The sequence below is a fragment of the Amnibacterium soli genome (genome assembly GCF_039544415.1).
In the GTDB taxonomy this organism is placed as follows: domain Bacteria; phylum Actinomycetota; class Actinomycetes; order Actinomycetales; family Microbacteriaceae; genus Amnibacterium; species Amnibacterium soli.
The window spans coordinates 608316-626705 of record NZ_BAABLP010000001.1; the positions used below are offsets into that span (position 1 = coordinate 608316).

Below are 18390 nucleotides of genomic sequence, written 5' to 3' on the forward strand. Positions count from 1 at the left end.
ACCCCATGACCGAGGTGACGGCGACTGCGGCGGCCGAGGCGGTGCGGCGCGCGCTGGAGCTCGCGCCGATCGTCGACGGGCACAACGACTGGCCCTGGGAGCGGCGCCTCGGGCACGGCTCCTCCGTCGAGGGCCTGGAGGGGCCGCTGCCCGGCCACACGGACATCGTCCGGCTGCGGCGCGGCAAGGTCGGCGCGCAGTTCTGGAGCGTCTTCGTCGAGGACGAGGACCGCGGGAACGACGCGGTCGCCGAGACCCTCCAGCAGATCGACCTCGTGCACCGCATGGTCGAGGCGTACCCGGACGACTTCGTGCTCGCCCGGTCCGCCGCGGACGTCGAGGCCGCCCGCGCCTCCGGTCGCGTCGCCTCGCTGCTCGGCGCCGAGGGGGCGCACAGCATCGCCGACTCGCCCGCCGTGCTGCGCATGCTCGCCGCCCTCGGCGTGCGCTACCTGACGCTGACCCACAACCGGAACAGCGCGTGGGCCGACTCCGCGACCGACGAGCCCGTGCACGGCGGCCTCACCGAGCGGGGCCGCGCGTACGTCCGCGAGCTGAACCGCCTCGGCGTGCTCGTGGACCTGTCCCACGTCGCCCCGAGCACCATGCACGCCGCGCTCGACGTGACGAGCGCGCCGGTGATCTTCAGCCACAGCTCCTGCCGCGCGCTGAACGACCACCCGCGGAACGTGCCCGACGACGTGCTCGTGCGCCTGGCGGGCAACGGCGGCGTGATCATGGTCACCTTCGTGCCGCAGTTCCTCGACGCCGACTACATGGCGTGGGACCGCGACGGCCGCGAGGGTCCGGCGCCTCGCGTGCCGCTCTCCCTGCTCGCCGATCACGTCGAGCACGCCCGCGAGGTCGCCGGCGTGCGGCACGTCGGCCTCGGCGGCGACCTCGACGGCGTCGACGCGCTGCCGGAGGGGATCACCGGCGTCGACGGGTACGGGCTGCTGCTCGACGAGCTCGCCCGCCGGGGCTGGAGCGCCGCCGACCTCGCGGGGCTCGCCGGCGCGAACGCGCTGCGCGTGCTGCGGGAGACGGACGCCGCCTTCGCGGGCTCGCGGCGCGCCTCCGGGCTCCTCCGCTGACGTCACGGAACGGTGTCGATCCCGGCCGAGCGCCGAAGCTGAAACGCACCTGAAACGTCGAGCCCCTACCGTCGTCGGGCGGCCGGGTGCCCGGGGAACCGGGGGCGGCCGCCGACATCGAGGAGACGCATGAAGCACCTGCCGGCACGCCTGACGGCGATGACCGCGACCGCAGCCGCCGTCGCGCTGATCGTGAGCGGGTGCTCGTCGAGCACCGGCGGCGGTCAGAGCACGGGCGACAAGACGCTGGTGGTCGACAACGCCTTCGACCTGAAGACCTCCGACCCGGCGCGCGCCTTCGAGCTCACCGGCTCGATCGTCGACAAGGCGCTCTACGAGACGGCGCTGACGTTCGAGGGCTCGGACGTGACGAAGCCCGTGCCGCAGCTCACGACCTACAAGATGAGCGACGACGAGAAGACGATCACGCTGACCCTGAACGGGAAGCACGTCTTCGCGAGCGGGAACCCCGTCACGATCGACGACATCGTCTGGTCCTACAAGCGCGTGCAGGGCATCGCGGGCAACCCGTCGTTCCTGCTCTCCAACCTCTCGACGGGCAAGCCGTTCGCGATCGCGAAGACGTCCGACACGACGATGACGATCACCGACACCCAGGCGAACCCGGCGCTGCCGACGATCCTGCCGAACCCGTCGCTCGGCGTGCTCGACTCGAAGACGCTGCAGGCCCACGGCGGCACCACCGACAAGAGCGACGGCGCCGAGTCCTACCTGAACGCGACGTCGGCCGGTTCCGGGCCCTACGCGCTGTCGTCCTACAACGCGACGAGCAAGGTCGTGTTCAAGCGGAACCCGAAGTACGTCGGCGACAAGCCGGCCTACGGCCGCATCGTGCTGCAGAACGTCAAGGGCCCCTCGCAGAAGATCGACGTGCAGGGCGGCCAGGCGCAGCTCGCGCTGAACCTCAACGCGCAGCAGGTGAACGGCCTCGGCTCCGGCGACATCAAGGTCATCAAGACCCCGTCGGCGAACGTCGGCTACCTGTGGCTGAAGCAGAACGCCGGCGTCTCGGGCGGCGTGACGGACGAGCCGGACTTCGTGAAGGCCGTGCGCCACGCGATCGACTACAAGGCGATCCAGACCATCGCCGGCAGCGGCTCGACGCAGCCGGGCGGCATCGTGCCGTCGCAGTTCCTCGGCTCGCTCGCGACGGACGAGAACAACACGACCGACGTCGCCGCGGCCAAGTCGGACCTCTCCGCGGCGAAGTACAGCGGCCAGTCGATCACGCTGTCCTACCCGACGGACGCGGCGCTCGACGGCGTCTCGTTCGCCGACATGGCGCAGTCGATCCAGTCGGACCTGAAGGCCGCGGGCATCGCGGTGAAGCTGAACGGCCTGCCGATCGCCACGCTGCTCGACTCCTACCGGGCGGGCAAGCTGCAGGCCGGCCTCATGTACTGGGGCCCGGACTTCCCGGACCCCTCCGACTACCTGACCTTCAGCCCCGGTGAGGGCCTCGGCCTCCGCGCCGGCTGGGCGAAGGACATGGCGCCCGAGGTGACGAAGGCCAAGGAGGCGGCCATCGCCGCGCAGGGCGACGAGCGGGCCGCGGCGTACCAGGCGTGGCAGAAGGCCGCCAACGCGGACGGCGCGTTCGTGCCGCTCGTGCAGGCCGCCAAGTACGCGGTGACCAACGGGGTCGGCGGCGTCACGCAGAACGCGATCTGGACGGTTGACCTCGCCACGATCGAGTAGCGCACTCGACGAGCGCGCGGAGACCGCCGCCCGGGCCGCGAGGTCCGGGCGGCGGCTGCCGCCGCTGGTGCGCTACATCGCCATCCGGCTCGGCCTGTCCCTGGTCCTCATCGTCGGCGTGACCGTCGTCACGTTCGTGCTGACGAACCTCGTCCCCGGCGATCCCGTGATCGCCGCCCTCGGGCAGCGGGCGGCCGACGACCCGAAGATCGTCGCGACCTACCGCGCCGAGCAGGGCCTCGACCAGCCGCTCGTCGTGCAGTACTTCGTGTACCTCGGGCACCTGCTGCAGGGGAACCTCGGCACCTCCATCGGCACCCGCAACCCGGTCGTGCAGGACCTCGGCTACGCCTTCCCGGCCACCGCGGAGCTCGCGATCTTCGCGATCGTCGTCGCCGTGGTCATCGGGCTGGTCCTCGCCGTGGTGGCGGCGCTGCGCCGCAACCGGTTCAGCGACCAGCTGATCCGCGCGATCAGCGTGGTCGGCATCTCGGTGCCGACCTTCTGGCTCGCGGTGGCGGCGTACTTCCTGTTCTTCTTCGTGCTGCACGTCACCCCGGGCTCGGGGCGGCTCAGTGCGATATACGACGCCCCGCCGCGCGTCACCGGGCTCTTCACGATCGACGCGCTGCTCGCCGGGCAGCCCGACGTCGCCGCGGACGCGTTCGCGCACCTCGTGCTGCCGGGCTCGGTGCTCGCGGTGTACACGCTCGGGCTGCTCGTCCGGTTCGCCCGCTCGTCGATCCTCGACGTGCTGAACCAGGACTACGTGCGGGCCGCCCGCGCGAAGGGGCTCCCGCCGCTGCGCGTCGTCACCGCCTACCTGCTGCGCGGCGCGCTGCTGCCGATCCTGACGATCGTCGGCCTCGCGTTCGGCTCGCTGCTGTCCGGCGCCGTGCTCACCGAGCAGGTGTTCGCCTGGGGCGGCATCGGCCAGTACGCCTACCGCGCCGCCACCTCCCTCGACCTGCCCTCGATCATGGGCGTCGGGCTGATCGTCGGAGTCGTCTACATCACCGTGAACTTCGTCATCGACCTCGTGTACGGCTTCGTCGACCCGCGGGTGCGCGTCGGATGACCGCCGTCCCGCTGCGGCGCCGGAGTGCGCTGCGAGTCCCGGCCGCCTGGCGGCGCCCGGCCGCCCTCGGCGGCGCCGTGGTCCTGCTCGCCTGGGTGCTGGTCGCGCTGGTCGACCCGCTGCTCGGGCTGCAGGACCCGCTCCGGCGCAGCATCGACGTCGCGCTGCAGGCCCCGTCCGCCGCGCACCCGTTCGGCACCGACGAGCTCGGCCGCGACGTGCTCGCCCGCACGCTCTGGGGCGTCCGCGCCTCCCTGCCGCTCGCGGTCCTGCTCGTCGCCGGCTCCCTGGTCGTCGGCTCGGTGCTCGGCGCGATCGCCGGCTACCTCGGCGGCGTGGTCGACGAGGTGATCATGCGCCTCGCGGACCTCGTCTTCGCGTTCCCGACGATCATCCTGGCGATGGTCGTCGCCGCGGCCCTCGGCCCCAGCCTCGCCAACGCGGTGCTCGCGCTGCTCGTCGTGTCCTGGCCGAACTACGCCCGCGTCATGCGCGCGCTCGTGCTCGGCGCCCGCGGCCAGGAGTACGTCGTCGCCGGCCGGCTGCTCGGCGCCGGGCCGTTCACCTCCCTCCGCCGCGACGTGCTGCCGAACGTGTCGGCGCCGATGCTCGTGCTGGCGATGCTCGACTTCGGCAACCAGATCCTGCTGCTGGCGGGCCTGTCCTTCCTCGGACTGGGCGCGGTGCCGCCGACGCCGGAGTGGGGCTCGATGGTCGCCGACGGCGTCACCCAGTTCTCGAGCTGGTGGCTCGCCACCTTCCCGGGCCTCGCGATCTTCTCGGTCGTCGTCGCGTTCAACCTCATCGGCGACTCGCTACGCGACGCGCTCGATCCGCGCACCGCCGGTGCCGTCCAGGGGTCCTCGATATGACCGGGCTCGAGATCCGCGGGCTCGTGCTCGAGCTCGGCGGCCGCCGCATCCTCGACGGCGTCGACGTGACCGTGCCCGCGGGCCAGGTCACCGGCCTCGCGGGGGAGTCCGGCTCCGGCAAGACCATGACCGGGCTCACCGTGATGGGGCTGCAGCCCGCCGGCGGCAGGGTGACCGGCACGGTCGCCTACGACGACGGCGAGGTGCAGGTGCCCGACCTGCTCGCGCTGCGCCCCGGCGCGCTGAACCGCATGCGCGGCCGCCGCATCGCGATGGTGTTCCAGGACCCCACCGCGAGCCTGCAGCCCATGCTCTCCATCGGCACGCAGCTGACGGATCACCTGCGGCACCACCTCGGGCTGTCGCGCGGGGCGGCGCGCACGAGGGCCGCCGAGCTGCTCGAGCGGGTGCGCGTGCCGGACCCGGAGGCGGCGCTGCGGCGCTACCCCCACCAGTTCTCGGGCGGCCAGCTGCAGCGCATCGCGATCGCCGTCGCGATCGCGTGCGAGCCGAAGGTGCTGATCGCGGACGAGCCGACGACCGCGCTCGACGTGACGGTGCAGGCGGGCGTGCTGCGCCTGCTGCGGGAGCTGACCGACGACCTCGGCCTCGCGGTGCTGCTCGTGACGCACGACCTCGGGGTCATGTCCGCCGTGGCGGACACCGTCGCGGTGATGCGGCACGGCGCGGTCGTCGAGCACGGCCCGCGCTACCAGGTGATCCGCGAGCCGCGGACGGACTACGCGAAGGAGCTCGTGGAGTCGCTGCCGCACACGCCGCCTCCGGGCGTCGGAGAGGACCGGTCATGACCGCACGACTCGCGGTGGAGGGGGCGACGGTCACCTACCGCCAGCCCGGGCGCGGCGTCCTCACCGCGGTCGACGGCGTCGACCTCGAGGTGCGCGCCGGGGAGGTCGTCGGCCTGGTCGGCGAGTCCGGCTGCGGCAAGTCGACCCTCGCCCGCGCGGTGTGCGGCCTCGAGCCGCTGACGGGCGGGCGCATCCTGCTCGACGGGGAGCCCGTGAAGCGGCTCGGCTTCCGCCCCCGCGAGGTGCGGCAGCGCCGCATCCAGATGGTGTTCCAGAACCCGTACGCCTCCCTCAACCCGCGCCGCCGCGTCGGCGCGCAGATCGAGGACGGGCGACGCGTCGCCGAGGGCGGGGCGCCGTCGGTCGCCGAGCTGCTCGACGCGGTGGGACTCGACGCCGTGGCGGCCGGGCGGTACCCGCACGAGTTCTCGGGCGGCCAGCGGCAGCGGGTCGCGATCGCCCGCGCCATGGCGACGGGACCGGACCTGCTGATCGGGGACGAGCCGATCGCGTCGCTCGACGCGAGCCTGCAGGCTCGCGTCGCCGACTTGATGCGCCGCGTCGCGCTCGACCGGGGCGCGTCGCTGCTGTTCATCAGCCACGACCTCGCGGTCGTGCGGGTCATCGCGGACCGGATCGCCGTCATGCAGGCGGGACGGATCGTCGAGCAGGGTCCCGCCGAGCAGGTGTGGGCGGATCCGCAGCACCCGTACACGCGCCGCCTGCTCGCCGCGATCCCGATCGCGGACGGCCTCGGGCGGCTGCCCGCGGTCTGACGTGCGGGCTGGGCGCGGTCACCGCTCGGCGCGGAAGCACCCCTCCACGTGGTCGTCGACGAGGCCCGCGGACTGCATGAGGGCGTAGAGCGTGGTGGGGCCGACGAAGCGGAGCCCCTCGCGCTTCAGCGCCTTGGCGAGCGCCTTCGAGGTGCTCGTGGCGGCGGGCACGTCCTGCAGGTCGGCGGGCGGCACGTGCTCGGCGGCGGCCGCGGGGGCGAAGGACCAGACGAGCCGGTCGAGGGCGCCCTCCCCGTCGCGCTCCTGCAGCGCGACGACGGCGCGGGCGTTCGCGATCGCCGCCTCGATCTTCTGCCGGTTGCGCACGATGCCCGCGTCCGCGAGCAGGCGCTCGACGTCCGCCTCGCCGAACCCGGCGACCACCGCGGGCTCGAAGTCCGCGAAGGCCTCACGGAACGCGGGGCGCTTGCGCAGCACGACGATCCAGGACAGGCCGCTCTGGAAGCCCTCCAGGGTGAGCTTCTCGAAGAGCGCCCGGTCGCCGTGCAGCGGGACGCCCCACTCGTCGTCGTGGTAGGCGGCGTACAGCTCGCCGGCGGCCCACGGGCAGCGGGCGCGGCCGTCGGGTCCGGTCACGGCGGTCATGGTCGGGAGGCTACTGGGAGCGGGGAGCACGCCGGGACGGTAGGTCCGCCGCGGCCGCCGCGGACGGTCGCATCCGATCCCGGAGGGGGATCCGCCCTGGGGAGGAACGGATCGCGGCGCCGCTCAGCCCAGCGAGATGATGACCGCGTCGCCCCAGTTCAGCGTGCTGGCGTAGAGGATCCAGGCCAGGTAGGGCAGCAGCAGCACCGCCGACCAGCGGGACACCGGCCAGGCCGTGGCGATGGTCGCGACGACCAGCAGGTCGAGCAGCACGATGATCGCCACGCCGATCCAGAGGGCGGCCGTGCCGATCAGCGGGTAGGCGCCGAAGAAGACGGGCGTCCAGAGCGAGTTGACGGCGAGCTGGGCGACGAAGAGCACGAGGGCGCCGCGGGCGCGCCGCAACCAGAGCAGCCACCCGGACACCGCGATCAGCAGGTAGAGCACGCTCCACACCGCGCCGAACGCCCAGTTCGGCGGCGTCCAGGTGACGTGGGGCGCGGAGGCGTACCAGCCGTCGACCTGCGTGACCGCGACGACGCTGCCGAACGCCGCGACGGCCGCGGCGATCAGCACGAAGAGCCCGAGCACGCCGAGGTCGCGGGCGGTGACCCGGCGGCGGGGCCGCGCGGGTCCGGTGCGGCGCATGGTGGTCGTGTAGGACAGGGCTGCTCCTTCGTCAGGAGCAGATGGTACGGGGGCCGGGTGTCGCGCCCGGGGTCATTCCCGCCCGAGCCGCCCGGACACCGCGGCGATCGCGGACGGACGGGAGGTGACCGCCTCCTCGGCGTCCGCGACCGCGAGCGAGCCGATGACGGCGTTGACCCCGGCGAAGCGCAGCGGCTCCGGCTCCCAGCGCGGCGGCCGGTGCCCGACCCACGGCAGCGCGGTGAGGGCCGTCCGCCGGTCGGTCACCAGGTCGGCCACCGTGCGCCCGGCCAGGTTCGCCGCGGCGACCCCGTCGCCGACGTAGCCGCCCGCCACGACGACGCGGCCGCCCGCGACGGGGGAGACGAAGGGGTGCCAGTCGCGCGGCACGCCGAGCGGGCCGCCCCAGCGGTGCGTGAACCGCACGCCGGTCATCGCCGGGAACAGGGCGGTGACGGACCGCTCGAGGTGCCGGTGCACGCGGCTGGAGCGGTCGTAGCCCGGGCGGATCGCGCTGCCGAAGTGGTAGCGGGCACCGCGGCCGCCGAACACGAGCCGGTCGTCGGCGGTGCGCTGCCCGTAGACGAGGTTGTGGCGGAAGTCGGTGACCGTGGCGCCGCGCGGCAGCCCGACCCGCGCCCAGACCGCCTCCGGCAGCGGCTCGGTCGCGAGCACGAGCGAGTAGAGCGGCAGGATCCGCCGGCCGACGGCGGGCAGCGCCGAGCCCCACGCCTCCGTCGCGACGACGATCCGGTCCGCCAGCACGGTGCCCTCGGTCGTGGTGACGCGGCCCGGCTCGACCCCCGTGACGGTCGTGCCCTCGAAGACGGTCGCGCCGCGCTCCTCCGCCGCCCGTGCGAGCCCGCGGACGAGCTTCGCGGGGTGCAGGCTCGCGCACGCGTCGGTGCGCAGCGCGACGCCGAGGGCGGCGTCGGACACCCGCTCGGGCACGGGCAGGCCCGCCTCCTCCGCCTCCCGCTGCTCCTCGGTCGCCGCCCGGTCGGCCAGGACCGAGCGGATCAGGGAGTAGGTGCCCCGCCGCGAGTAGTCGCAGTCGATGCCGAGGGCGGCCGAGGCCCGGCCGACCTCGTCGACGGTGTCGACCATCGCCGCGGACATCGCACGGGCGGCCTCGGCGCCGTGGCGCCGCGCCAGCTCGGCCGGGCCGATCGGCAGCAGGGCGGAGGCCCAGCCGCCGTTCCGGCCGGAGGCGCCGAACCCGGCGAACTCCCGCTCGAGCACGACGACGCGGGCGTCCGGCTCGCGCTCGAGGACGCTCACCGCGGTCCACAGCCCGGTGAAGCCGGCACCGACGATGCAGACGTCGGCGCGCAGGTCGCCCGGCAGGGCGGCACGCGGCGCGAGGTCGTCCAGGCCGCGCTCGACCAGGTCGTCCAGCCAGAAGGACGTGCGCCGCGGGTTCACAGGCGCGTCCACGCCTCCGTGAGGACCCCGCGCAGGATGCCCTCGATCTCGTCGAACTCGCGCTCGCCGATGGTCAGCGGCGGCGCGAGCTGGATCACGGGGTCGCCGCGGTCGTCGGCACGGCAGTAGAGCCCCGCCTCGAACAGCGCGGTCGAGAGGAAGCCGCGCAGCAGCCGCTCGGACTCGGCGTCGTCGAACGTCTCCTTCGTCGCCTTGTCCTTCACCAGCTCGATGCCGAAGAAGTACCCGTCACCGCGCACGTCGCCGACGATCGGCAGGTCCTTCAGGCGCTCGAGCGTCGAGCGGAAGACGGGGCTCTTGTCCCGGACCCGCTCGTTCAGCCCCTCCTCCTCGAAGATCCGGAGGTTCTCGAGCGCGACCGCCGCCGAGACGGGGTGGCCGGCGAACGTGTAGCCGTGCGCGAAGGAGGTGGAGCCGTGGCGGAACGGCTCGTAGATCCGGTCGGACACGATCGTGGCGCCGATGGGGGAGTAGCCGCTCGTCATCGCCTTCGCGCACGTGATCATGTCGGGCCGGTAGCCGTACACGTCGCACGCGAAGGTGGAGCCGATGCGGCCGAACGCGCAGATCACCTCGTCGGAGACCAGCAGCACGTCGTGACGGTCGCAGATCTCGCGCACCCGCTGGAAGTAGCCGGGCGGGGGCGGGAAGCAGCCGCCGGAGTTCTGCACCGGCTCGAGGAAGACGGCGGCGACGGTGTCCGGACCCTCGAGCAGGATCTGCTGCTCGATGCGGTCGGCCGCCCAGCGCCCGAACGCCTCCAGGTCGTCCGTCGGGCCGCCCGCCTCCTCGGCCCGGTAGGCGTTCGTGTTCGGCACGCGGAAGGAGCCCGCGGGCAGCGGCTCGAAGGGGGCCTTCATGCCGGGCAGCCCGGTGATCGCGAGCGCGCCGTGCGGCGTGCCGTGGTACGCGTACTGACGCGAGATCACCTTGTACTTCTCCGGCTTGCCGATCAGCTTGAAGTAGTTCTTCGCGAGTTTGTACGCGGTCTCGACCGCCTCCCCGCCGCCGGTGGAGAAGAACACGCGGTTCAGGTCGCCGGGCGCCTCGTGGGCGAGCTTCTCGGCCAGCTCGATCGCCGACGGGTGGGCGTACGACCAGATCGGGAAGAAGGCGAGCTGCTCCGCCTGCTTCGCCGCCGCCTCCGCGAGCCGCCGCCTGCCGTGCCCCGCGTTGACCACGAAGAGCCCGGAGAGGCCGTCGATGTAGCGCCGGCCGCTCGCGTCCCAGATGTGGTGGCCCTCGCCCTTGACGATGACCGGGACGCCGTTCGCCTCCATGGCGCTCTGCCGGGAGAAGTGCATCCAGAGGTGATCGCGCGCCTTCGCCTGCAGGGCCGCGTCGGCGGCCGGGGCGGGGTCCGGGACGAGCTGGTCGGTGACGGTCATGGTCTCCTCTTCCTCGTGCGGTGCGGGGCTCTAGCGGACGCCCCAGTGGTAGGCCTGCTTGCGCAGCTGCAGGTACATGAACGTCTCGGTCGCGGTGATGCCGGGCAGCTGCCGGATCTCCGTGTTCAGCAGCTCGATCAGGTCGTCGTCGTTCTCGCAGACGACCTCCGCGAGCACGTCGAAGGTGCCGGCCGTCATGACCACGTAGTCGACGGCGGGCAGGGCGGCCAGGCGGTCCGCGACCTCGCGGGCGTCGCCCGACACCCGGATGCCGATCATCGCCTGGCGGGTGAAGCCGAGCTGCATCGGGTCGGTGACGGCCACGATCTGCATCACGCCCGCCTCGGTCAGGCGCTGCACGCGCTGGCGCACCGCCGCCTCCGAGAGCCCGACGTGCTTGCCGATGTCGGCGTACGAGCGGCGCCCGTCCTCCTGCAGCTGGTCGACGATCGCCTTCGAGACGTCGTCGAGCTGCACCGGTGCCTGCCGATCGCGCTGCCGGGACGTCATGACGGGCGAGTCTGTCAGCACGGCCGGGTTCCCGCCACCGGATCCGTCGTCGGAGGCCTTTGTAACCCACGACATCGACCGTCGCACCGGGCCGGGGCGCCGGGTAGGTTCGTGCCATGGCGGAGACGACGGCACTCGGGAACACGGCACTCGGCAACTTCATCGGCGGCGAGCTGCAGGACGGCGGCCCGGGCACCATCGACCTCGTCTCCCCGGTGACGGAGGAGGTCTACGGCACCTCCGTCGACTCCGGCGCCGAGCAGGTCGACGCCGCCTTCCGGGCCGCGAGGACCGCCTTCGACACCTGGCGCGACACGACGCCGTCCGAGCGCCAGCTCGCGCTGTTCCGCATCGCCGACGCGATGGAGGCGCGCGCCGACGAGTTCGCGGCGCTCGAGTCGAAGGACACCGGCAAGCCCCTCGGCAGCCTGGTGGCGGACGAGATCCTCGTCTCCGTCGACCAGATCCGCTTCTTCGCGGGCGCGGCCCGCAACCTCGAGGGCCGCAGCGCCGGCGAGTACCTGAAGGACCACACCTCCTTCATCCGCCGCGAGCCCATCGGCGTCGTCGGGCAGGTCACGCCCTGGAACTACCCGCTGAACATGGCGACGTGGAAGTTCGCCCCCGCCATCGCGGCGGGCAACACGGTGGTGCTGAAGCCGTCCGAGACCACGCCGTCGTCGACGCTGCTGCTGGCCGAGGTCGCGGCCGAGTTCCTGCCCTCGGGCGTGCTCAACGTGATCACCGGCGGCCGGGCGACCGGCGCCGCGATGGTCGACCACCCCATCCCCGCGATGGTGTCGATCACCGGCTCCGTGCGCGCGGGCATGGCCGTCGCCGAGGCGGCGTCGAAGGACCTGAAGCGCGTGCACCTCGAGCTCGGCGGCAAGGCGCCCGTCATCGTCTTCGACGACGCCGACATCGAGCTCGCCGTCGAGGGCATCGTCACCGCCGGCTACTTCAACGCCGGCCAGGACTGCACCGCCGCGACCCGCGTGCTCGTGCAGGACGGCATCCACGACGAGTTCGTCGCGGCGCTCGCCGAGTACGCCCGCGACCACGCGACCACCGGTGCGCCCGACCAGGACGTGCTGTACGGCCCGGTGAACAACGCCGACCAGCTCGCCCGCGTCGCCAGCTTCGTCGACCGCCTGCCGGACCACGCGAAGGTGGAGCTGGGCGGAAAGCGCCACGGCGACGCCGGCTACTTCTGGGACGCGACGATCGTGTCGAACCTCCGTCAGGACGACGAGGCGGTGCAGCAGGAGATCTTCGGGCCCGTGCAGACCGTCCAGCGCTTCCGCGACGAGGCGCAGGCGATCGAGTGGGCGAACGACGTGCAGTACGGCCTGTCCTCCTCCGTCTGGACCCGCGACCACGGCACCGCGATGCGCGTCTCCCGCGCGCTCGACTTCGGCTGCGTGTGGATCAACACCCACATCCCGCTGGTCGCCGAGATGCCGCACGGCGGCTTCAAGCACTCCGGCTACGGCAAGGACCTCTCGATGTACGGCTTCGAGGACTACACTCGCGTCAAGCACGTCATGTCCTACATCGGAGCCTGAGCGCACCATTCGACTCGCGCCGGTCCTGGTCGGACAGGTGCTCGAGAAGGCATCGACGGGGGACGGCTTCACGCAATGGCAGGTGCCTTCTACTCCGCCGAGGTCCTCGAGCCCGGAGCGGACTGGCGACTGCTCGTCACCGACCGGTTCCTCGGTGCGTTCGGACCGGCGACGACCGTCTCGACCATGAGCACGCTGTGGCGGATCGCCGCCGACGACTCGCTCGGCCTCGACGCGCTGATCGCGGCGATCCCGTCGCGCGGGGTCTCCTCGGTGGAGCACTTCGCGATCGCGGCGCTCGGCCGCACCACCACGTTCGTCGTCCGCGGCGCCGGCTGCGCCGACGTCTCGGTGGCGAGCCGGGTGCGCCGCATCGACGCCCGCGGGTCCGAGCCCTGGTACGTCGCGGAGCTGTCGGGCGTGGAGCGGTTCGCGCTCGGGCCGCTGCAGCGCTCGCCCGGCGACCTCGCGCCGCAGCAGCGCGACCTGCCCATCGACGGCGGGGTCGTGTTCGGCCCGTGGCTCGGCTGGGCCTCGGAGGCGCTCGCGCCGCCTCCTCCTCCGCCCCCGCCCCGCTCGCGGCCGACGCCGGTGCAGGCGCCGCCGCTCGCCTCCCTCGACCCGCACGACACGAACGTGCTGGGGGACCTGGGCCGCCGCGCCGCGTCCCTCCGCCGCCACCGCGGCGAGCCGCCGGCGACCGCGCCCACGCCCGAGACGTCGACCGCGGCGGCCTTCCGCGTCGGCGACCGCCCCGTCGAGCGGGTCGATGCGCCCGTCTACGTCGGCCGGCAGCCGCGCAGCCCCCGCGTGACCGGAGGGGTGCTGCCGCGGCTCGTGCGGGTCGACAGCCCGAGCCGCGAGGTGTCCGCGACGCACATCGAGCTGCGCCCGACGCACGAGGGCCTGGTGCTCACCGACCTCGAGTCGACGAACGGCACCGTCGTCCGGCAGCCGGGCAGCGGGGTGCGCCGCCTCGAGTCGGGCGAGTCGCTGCCGGTCGTTCCGGGTACGCTCATCGACATCGGCGACGGGAACGTCATCGAGATACTCGTCTACCGCTGACCGGCCCTCGACTTCGGCCCCGACCGTGAAGGAGCAGGCCGCAGGGTGACGGAGATCGGATCCAGCAGCGGGCCCCGCCGCATCGCACTGCCCACCGGCGCAGGCGCCGTCGTGCTCTCGTGGGGCACGGCCACCGACATCGGCCATCGTCGGCAGGTCAACGAGGACAGCTACATCGCCGTGCCGCCGATCTTCGCGGTCGCCGACGGCATGGGCGGGCACGCCGCGGGCGACCTCGCGAGCGACGCCGTCGTCAACCGGCTGCGGACCGCGGCGAAGGACGGCTTCGTCACGCCCGCCGCGATCGGTCTCGCGCTCGCGCAGGCGTCCCACGACATCACCCACCTGGACGGCACGGCGCTGACCGGCGCGGGCACGACGGTGACCGGCGTCGCGCTGACGGTCTCGGACGACGACCCCTACTTCGCGGTCTTCAACGTCGGCGACTCCCGCGTCTACCGCTGGTTCGACGGCGAGTTCGAGCAGGTGACGGTCGACCACTCGGTGGTGCAGGAGCTCGTCGACGCCGGTGCGATCACGCGCCGCCAGGCGGACACGCACCCCGACAGCAACGTCATCACGCGGGCGGTCGGCTTCAACGAGCCGCCGATGCCGGACTACTGGATGCTGCCGATCGAGCCCGGCGTGCGGATGCTCGCCTGCTCCGACGGCCTCACCAAGGAGGTGGGGGAGGAGCGGATCCAGGCCCTCGTCTCCGCAGGGGCGCCCGCCGAGGCCACCGCGCAGGCCCTCGTGCGCGAGGCGCTCGAGGCCGGCGGTCGCGACAACGTGACCGTCGTGGTCGTCGACGTGGTCGAGGTCGAGCCCGCCCGGGCCTAGCCCCTCCGCGGTCCGCTCCTCCCCAGGCCCCGGCCGCACCTTCGCGGCCGGTCGGCGGCATGCTGCCGCCGTGACCGACCGCCTCGCCCTGCCCGCGCGCCCCGCGCCGCCGGACCCGCCGCCGTTCCCCGTGCTCGGCGTGATCGCGCCGGTGGTGCTCGCCGTCGGGCTGTTCGTCGTGCTCGGGACGCCGACGGTGCTGCTGCTCGCCGTGTTCAGCCCGGTGCTCGCGATCGCGGCGGTCGTCGACGGGCGCCTGCAGCTGCGCCGCCGCTCCGCCCGGGACCGGCGGCGGCACGACGCCGCACTGGAGGCGCTCGAGCGCGCGCTCGCGGTGCAGCGCTCGGCCGCGGTCGACGACGCCCGCGCGGAGGCGCCCTCGCCCGCGGTGCTCGCGGCGGACCCCGACGCCTGGGCGGGGCGCCCGCCGTCCGGGGTGCTCGTGCTCGGCACGGCGGACCTCGCATGCGCGCCGCTGGTCTCCGGGGTCGCGACGACGGACCGCGAGCGGCGGCTGCTCGCCGACGGCGCGCTGCTGCCCGACGCCCCGTTCACGGTGCCCGGCGGAACCGGTGTCGCGGTCGTCGGCCCCGGCCCGCTGCCGCAGGCCTTCTCCCGAGCGGTCGGGGTCGCGCGGCTGCGGGCCGCCGGCGGGGCGACCGGCGCGAGCGTGCTGCGGACCACGGCCGGCGCCTCGGCGGACCTGGTCGTGGAGATCGGCCCGGACGGCGCCGCCCGGGTCGTCCACGCGAGCGGACCGGCGGCGGGAGCCGCGGCCCGCGTCTTCCGGCCGGCGCTCCTCACGGCGGCGGCGCACCGGGCCGCGGTGTCGCGCGGCGGTCCGACCGGGCTCGGCGACCTGCTGGCCGCTCCGGCGAGCTCCGGGCTCGCGGCGCGCTTCCTCGTCGGCGCGGACGGGCCGGTGGAGCTCGACCTGGTGATCGACGGCCCGCACGCCGTGGTCGGGGGCACCACCGGCAGCGGCAAGAGCGCGCTGCTCACCGCGTGGATCCTCGCGCTGGCGGCGGCGCACCCGCCGGAGCGGCTCGTGCTGCTGCTCGTCGACTGCAAGGGCGGCGCCGCCTTCGACCCGCTGGCGCGCCTGCCCCAGGTCGCCGGCGTGGTCACCGACCTCGACGCCGAGGAGGCCGAGCGGGCGGTCGCCAGCCTCGGTGCCGAGCTGCGCCGGCGGGAGCGCGCGCTGCGGCACGCGGGTGCCGCAGACGTCGCCGCCTCCGGCCTGCCGCGGCTCGTCGTCGTGGTCGACGAGTACCGCGCGCTCGTCGACCGCGCGCCCGCGCTCGCGGCCCTGTTCGCGGACCTCGCCGCCCGCGGACGCTCGCTCGGCGTGCACCTGGTGCTCTGCACGCAGCGCCCGACGGGCAGCATCCGCGACGAAGTGCTGGCGAACTGCTCGATCCGCATCGGGCTGCGGGTGCACGACGCGGGGGAGAGCCGCGCGCTCGTCGGCTCCGACGCGGCCGCGCTGCTCGGGCGCGAGCCCGTCGGCGGCGCCGTCCTCGTGACCGACCGGACCACGAGCGTCCGGGTCGCCGCCGTCACGGAGGCGGCGGTGCAGGAGGCGGTCGCCGCGATCCGCGCCCGGCACACGGGGTCGCGGGTCCCCGCGCCGTGGCTGCCGCCGCTGCCGCTCGTCGTGCCGCTCGCATCGCTGCCGGCGCCGCCGTCGCCGCTCGTGCCGCTCGGTCTCACCGACCTGCCCGAGGAGCAGCGTCAACCGGTGCTCGCGTGGGACCCCGTCGCGCAGCCGCGGCTGCTCGTCGTCGGCGATCCCGGCACCGGGCGGTCGACCGCCCTCGCGGCGGCGTCGCGGGGGATCGGCGCCGCACCGCTGCCCGGCGACCCGGCCGCGCTCTGGGACCGCGTCGACCAGGCCGCCCGGCCGCTGCTCGTCGACGACCTCGACCACCTGCTCGACCGGCTGGGGGAGGCGCACCGCGCGGCGGCGCTCGAGCGGCTGGCGATGCGGCTCCGCGATCCCGCCGCCGCGCCGACCGTCGTGACGGCACGCGGGCCGTCCGCCTGGTCGGGCCTGCCGCTGCGGGGCGTCCTCGGGCTCTTCGACGAGACGGCGCTGCTCGGGCTGGGCCTCGACGACCACCTGGCGCTCGGCGGCGCGAAGGCCGCCTGGAGCGCGGACCCGCCGCCGGGGCGCGGGTGGTGCTCGGGCGCCCGGGTGCAGCTCGCCCTGGCGCCCGCCGTGCTCCCCGAGCAGCCGCCGGCGCCCGAGCCCCTCCCCGCGGGCGTCGTCGTGCTGCTGACCACGCGGCCGCAGCTCCGGCGCGACGCGCTGGCGGACGCCGGCTGGGCGGTCGCGGCTCCGGGTGTCGGCGGGCCGCTGCCGGACCGCACCGCCGTCGTCGGCTCCCCGGACGAGTGGCAGGCGGAGTGGCGGTCGCTGTCCGCGCTGCGGAGCGCCGCGGTCGTGCTCGTCGACGGCTGCGGCGCCGGCGACCTCCGGACCCTGCTCGGGATCGCGCAGCCGCTGCCGCCGGTCACCCGCCCCGACGAGGTCGTGCTCGTGCCTGCGGAGGGGCCGCCGCGCCGGGTCCGACTGCCCGGCGCGGCCTGAGCACGCGCCTAGAGCGTCTCGAGCGCCTCGCGCAGCACGGCGACCGCGTCGTCGAGCTGCGCGTCGGTGATGACGAGGCTCGGCAGGAAGCGGATCACGTTGCCCCAGGTGCCGGCCGTCAGGATCAGCACCCCGTGCTGCGCGGCGTAGGCCGCGATCTTCTGCACGGCGGCCGGGTTCGGCGTCTTCGCGCCGTCGGCGGTGCCGGACTCGACGAGCTCGATGGCGAGCATCGCGCCCTTGCCGCGGATGTCCGCGATCACGTCGAAGTCGGCGGCGAGCGCCTCGAGGGCGGGCCGGAGGCGGGCCTCGATGCGGCGGCCCGCGGCGAGCAGGTCCTGCTGCTCGATCTGCTCGAAGACCGCGACGGCGGCGGCCGCCGCGACCGGGTTGCCGCCGAAGGTGCCGCCGAGCCCCCCGGGCTGGGCCGCGTCCATGATCTCCGCGCGGCCGGTGACGCCGGCCAGCGGCAGACCGCCCGCGATGCCCTTGGCGAAGAACACGAGGTCGGGCTCGAAGCCGAAGTGCTCGCTCGCGAACCAGGCGCCGGTGCGGCCCATGCCGCTCTGGATCTCGTCGGCCGCGATGACGACGCCGTTCGCGTTCGCCCAGCGCTGCAGCGCCGGCAGGAACCCGTCGGCCGGCGTCTGGAACCCGCCCTCGCCCTGGATGGGCTCGACGACGAGGATCGCGAGGTCCGCGGCGCCGATGTGCTTCTCGAGGTAGTCGATCGTGCGCGCCGCCGCCTGCTCGCCGGTCAGGCCGTCGCGGAAGGGGTAGCTGCTGGGCGCGTGGTGGACGTCGCCCGGGAACGGGCCGAAGCCGGTGCCGTAGGGCATGGCCTTGTAGTTCATGGCCATCGTCAGGCTCGTGCGGCCGTGGTAGCCGTGCTCGAGCACCGCGACGCCGCGGCGGCCGGTGGCCTTGCGGGCGATCTTCACGCCGTTCTCGACCGCCTCCGCGCCGGAGTTCACGAGCACCGTCTTCTTCGCGAAGGAGCCCGGGGTCCGCTCCGCGACCAGCTCCGCGACGCGGATGTAGGACTCGTACGGCGTGATCGTGAAGAGCGTGTGGAGGAAGTCGCCGAGCTGCTCCCGCGCGGCCTCGACGACCGCGTCGTTCGTGTGCCCGATCGTCGTGACGCCGATGCCCGCGCCGAGGTCGATGAAGCGGTTGCCGTCGACGTCCTCGATGACGGCGCCGTGGGCGCGCGCGATGTAGACGGGCAGGGTGCTGGCGACGCCGACGGGAACGGCCTTCAGCCGGCGCTCGTGCAGCGCGAGGGAGCGGGGGCCGGGCACCTCCGTCACGATCCTGCGGCCCGCGAGGGCGTCGTCGGTCTCGGTGGTCGTCAGCACGGATGTCACGGGGAGAGTCTAAG

16 protein-coding genes are annotated in these 18390 nt (G+C 74.2%); 10 read left to right on the plus strand and 6 right to left on the minus strand.

The features are described from left to right. Positions 1 to 5 precede the first annotated feature (5 nt). From ABEA53_RS03030 to ABEA53_RS03055, 6 genes are all read left to right on the plus strand, one after another. The gene (locus tag ABEA53_RS03030) at positions 6 to 1094 is read left to right on the plus strand and encodes a dipeptidase (RefSeq protein WP_345479459.1); all 1089 of its coding nucleotides are present in this window, start codon (positions 6 to 8) and stop codon (positions 1092 to 1094) included. Positions 1095 to 1223: 129 nt separating this feature from the next. Next, positions 1224 to 2813 carry an ABC transporter substrate-binding protein gene (locus ABEA53_RS03035; RefSeq protein ID WP_345479460.1) on the plus strand — a complete coding sequence of 530 codons (1590 nt, stop codon included), beginning with the start codon at positions 1224 to 1226 and terminating at the stop codon, positions 2811 to 2813. 67 nt (positions 2814 to 2880) lie between these two features. Further along, positions 2881 to 3891 carry an ABC transporter permease gene (locus ABEA53_RS03040; protein WP_345479461.1) on the plus strand — a complete coding sequence of 337 codons (1011 nt, stop codon included), beginning with the start codon at positions 2881 to 2883 and terminating at the stop codon, positions 3889 to 3891. Next, positions 3888 to 4763: an ABC transporter permease gene (locus ABEA53_RS03045; RefSeq protein WP_345479462.1), complete on the plus strand. Its 876-nt coding sequence runs from the start codon at positions 3888 to 3890 to the stop codon at positions 4761 to 4763. The genes ABEA53_RS03040 and ABEA53_RS03045 overlap by 4 nt, the downstream gene beginning before the upstream one ends. Beyond that, the gene (locus ABEA53_RS03050) at positions 4760 to 5572 is read left to right on the plus strand and encodes an ABC transporter ATP-binding protein (protein ID WP_345479463.1); all 813 of its coding nucleotides are present in this window, start codon (positions 4760 to 4762) and stop codon (positions 5570 to 5572) included. The genes ABEA53_RS03045 and ABEA53_RS03050 overlap by 4 nt, the downstream gene beginning before the upstream one ends. After that, positions 5569 to 6348, plus strand: coding sequence for an ABC transporter ATP-binding protein (locus tag ABEA53_RS03055; protein ID WP_345479464.1), 780 nt, complete (start codon positions 5569 to 5571; stop codon positions 6346 to 6348). Before ABEA53_RS03050 ends, ABEA53_RS03055 begins: the two co-directional genes overlap by 4 nt. Before the next feature lie 18 nt (positions 6349 to 6366). Here the strand turns inward: ABEA53_RS03055 and ABEA53_RS03060 are convergent, their stop codons facing one another. The 5 genes from ABEA53_RS03060 to ABEA53_RS03080 all read right to left on the minus strand — a co-directional run bounded on the left by ABEA53_RS03060 (position 6367) and on the right by ABEA53_RS03080 (position 10946). Continuing rightward, complete coding sequence (locus ABEA53_RS03060; protein ID WP_345479465.1) at positions 6367 to 6954, minus strand: DNA-3-methyladenine glycosylase I; 588 nt, start codon at positions 6952 to 6954, stop codon at positions 6367 to 6369. A 123-nt stretch (positions 6955 to 7077) separates the two neighbouring features. Further along, positions 7078 to 7602, minus strand: a complete 525-nt coding sequence (locus ABEA53_RS03065; RefSeq protein WP_345479466.1) for a TspO/MBR family protein — start codon at positions 7600 to 7602, stop codon at positions 7078 to 7080. 72 nt (positions 7603 to 7674) lie between these two features. Continuing rightward, positions 7675 to 9039 carry an NAD(P)/FAD-dependent oxidoreductase gene (locus tag ABEA53_RS03070; RefSeq protein ID WP_345479467.1) on the minus strand — a complete coding sequence of 455 codons (1365 nt, stop codon included), beginning with the start codon at positions 9037 to 9039 and terminating at the stop codon, positions 7675 to 7677. Next, entirely contained in the window at positions 9024 to 10436 is a 1413-nt protein-coding gene (locus tag ABEA53_RS03075; protein ID WP_345479468.1) for an aspartate aminotransferase family protein, read from the minus strand. Before ABEA53_RS03075 ends, ABEA53_RS03070 begins: the two co-directional genes overlap by 16 nt. A 30-nt stretch (positions 10437 to 10466) precedes the next feature. Beyond that, on the minus strand, positions 10467 to 10946 hold the full coding sequence (locus tag ABEA53_RS03080; protein WP_345479469.1) for an Lrp/AsnC family transcriptional regulator: 480 nt from the start codon (positions 10944 to 10946) through the stop codon (positions 10467 to 10469). A gap of 116 nt (positions 10947 to 11062) precedes the next feature. On the opposite strand from ABEA53_RS03080, the gene ABEA53_RS03085 reads away from it, so the two are divergent. The 4 genes from ABEA53_RS03085 to ABEA53_RS03100 all read left to right on the plus strand — a co-directional run bounded on the left by ABEA53_RS03085 (position 11063) and on the right by ABEA53_RS03100 (position 17009). Next, positions 11063 to 12511: a gamma-aminobutyraldehyde dehydrogenase gene (locus ABEA53_RS03085; RefSeq protein WP_345479471.1), complete on the plus strand. Its 1449-nt coding sequence runs from the start codon at positions 11063 to 11065 to the stop codon at positions 12509 to 12511. A gap of 75 nt (positions 12512 to 12586) precedes the next feature. Beyond that, the gene (locus tag ABEA53_RS03090) at positions 12587 to 13576 is read left to right on the plus strand and encodes an FHA domain-containing protein (RefSeq protein WP_345479472.1); all 990 of its coding nucleotides are present in this window, start codon (positions 12587 to 12589) and stop codon (positions 13574 to 13576) included. A 45-nt stretch (positions 13577 to 13621) separates the two neighbouring features. Beyond that, positions 13622 to 14416, plus strand: a complete 795-nt coding sequence (locus ABEA53_RS03095) for a PP2C family protein-serine/threonine phosphatase (RefSeq protein ID WP_345479473.1) — start codon at positions 13622 to 13624, stop codon at positions 14414 to 14416. A 70-nt stretch (positions 14417 to 14486) separates the two neighbouring features. Continuing rightward, complete coding sequence (locus ABEA53_RS03100; RefSeq protein ID WP_345479474.1) at positions 14487 to 17009, plus strand: FtsK/SpoIIIE domain-containing protein; 2523 nt, start codon at positions 14487 to 14489, stop codon at positions 17007 to 17009. An 8-nt stretch (positions 17010 to 17017) separates the two neighbouring features. Here ABEA53_RS03100 and gabT read toward each other — a convergent pair whose 3' ends face one another. Further along, complete coding sequence (gabT, locus tag ABEA53_RS03105; protein ID WP_345479475.1) at positions 17018 to 18376, minus strand: 4-aminobutyrate--2-oxoglutarate transaminase; 1359 nt, start codon at positions 18374 to 18376, stop codon at positions 17018 to 17020. Between the last annotated feature and the right edge of the window lie 14 nt (positions 18377 to 18390).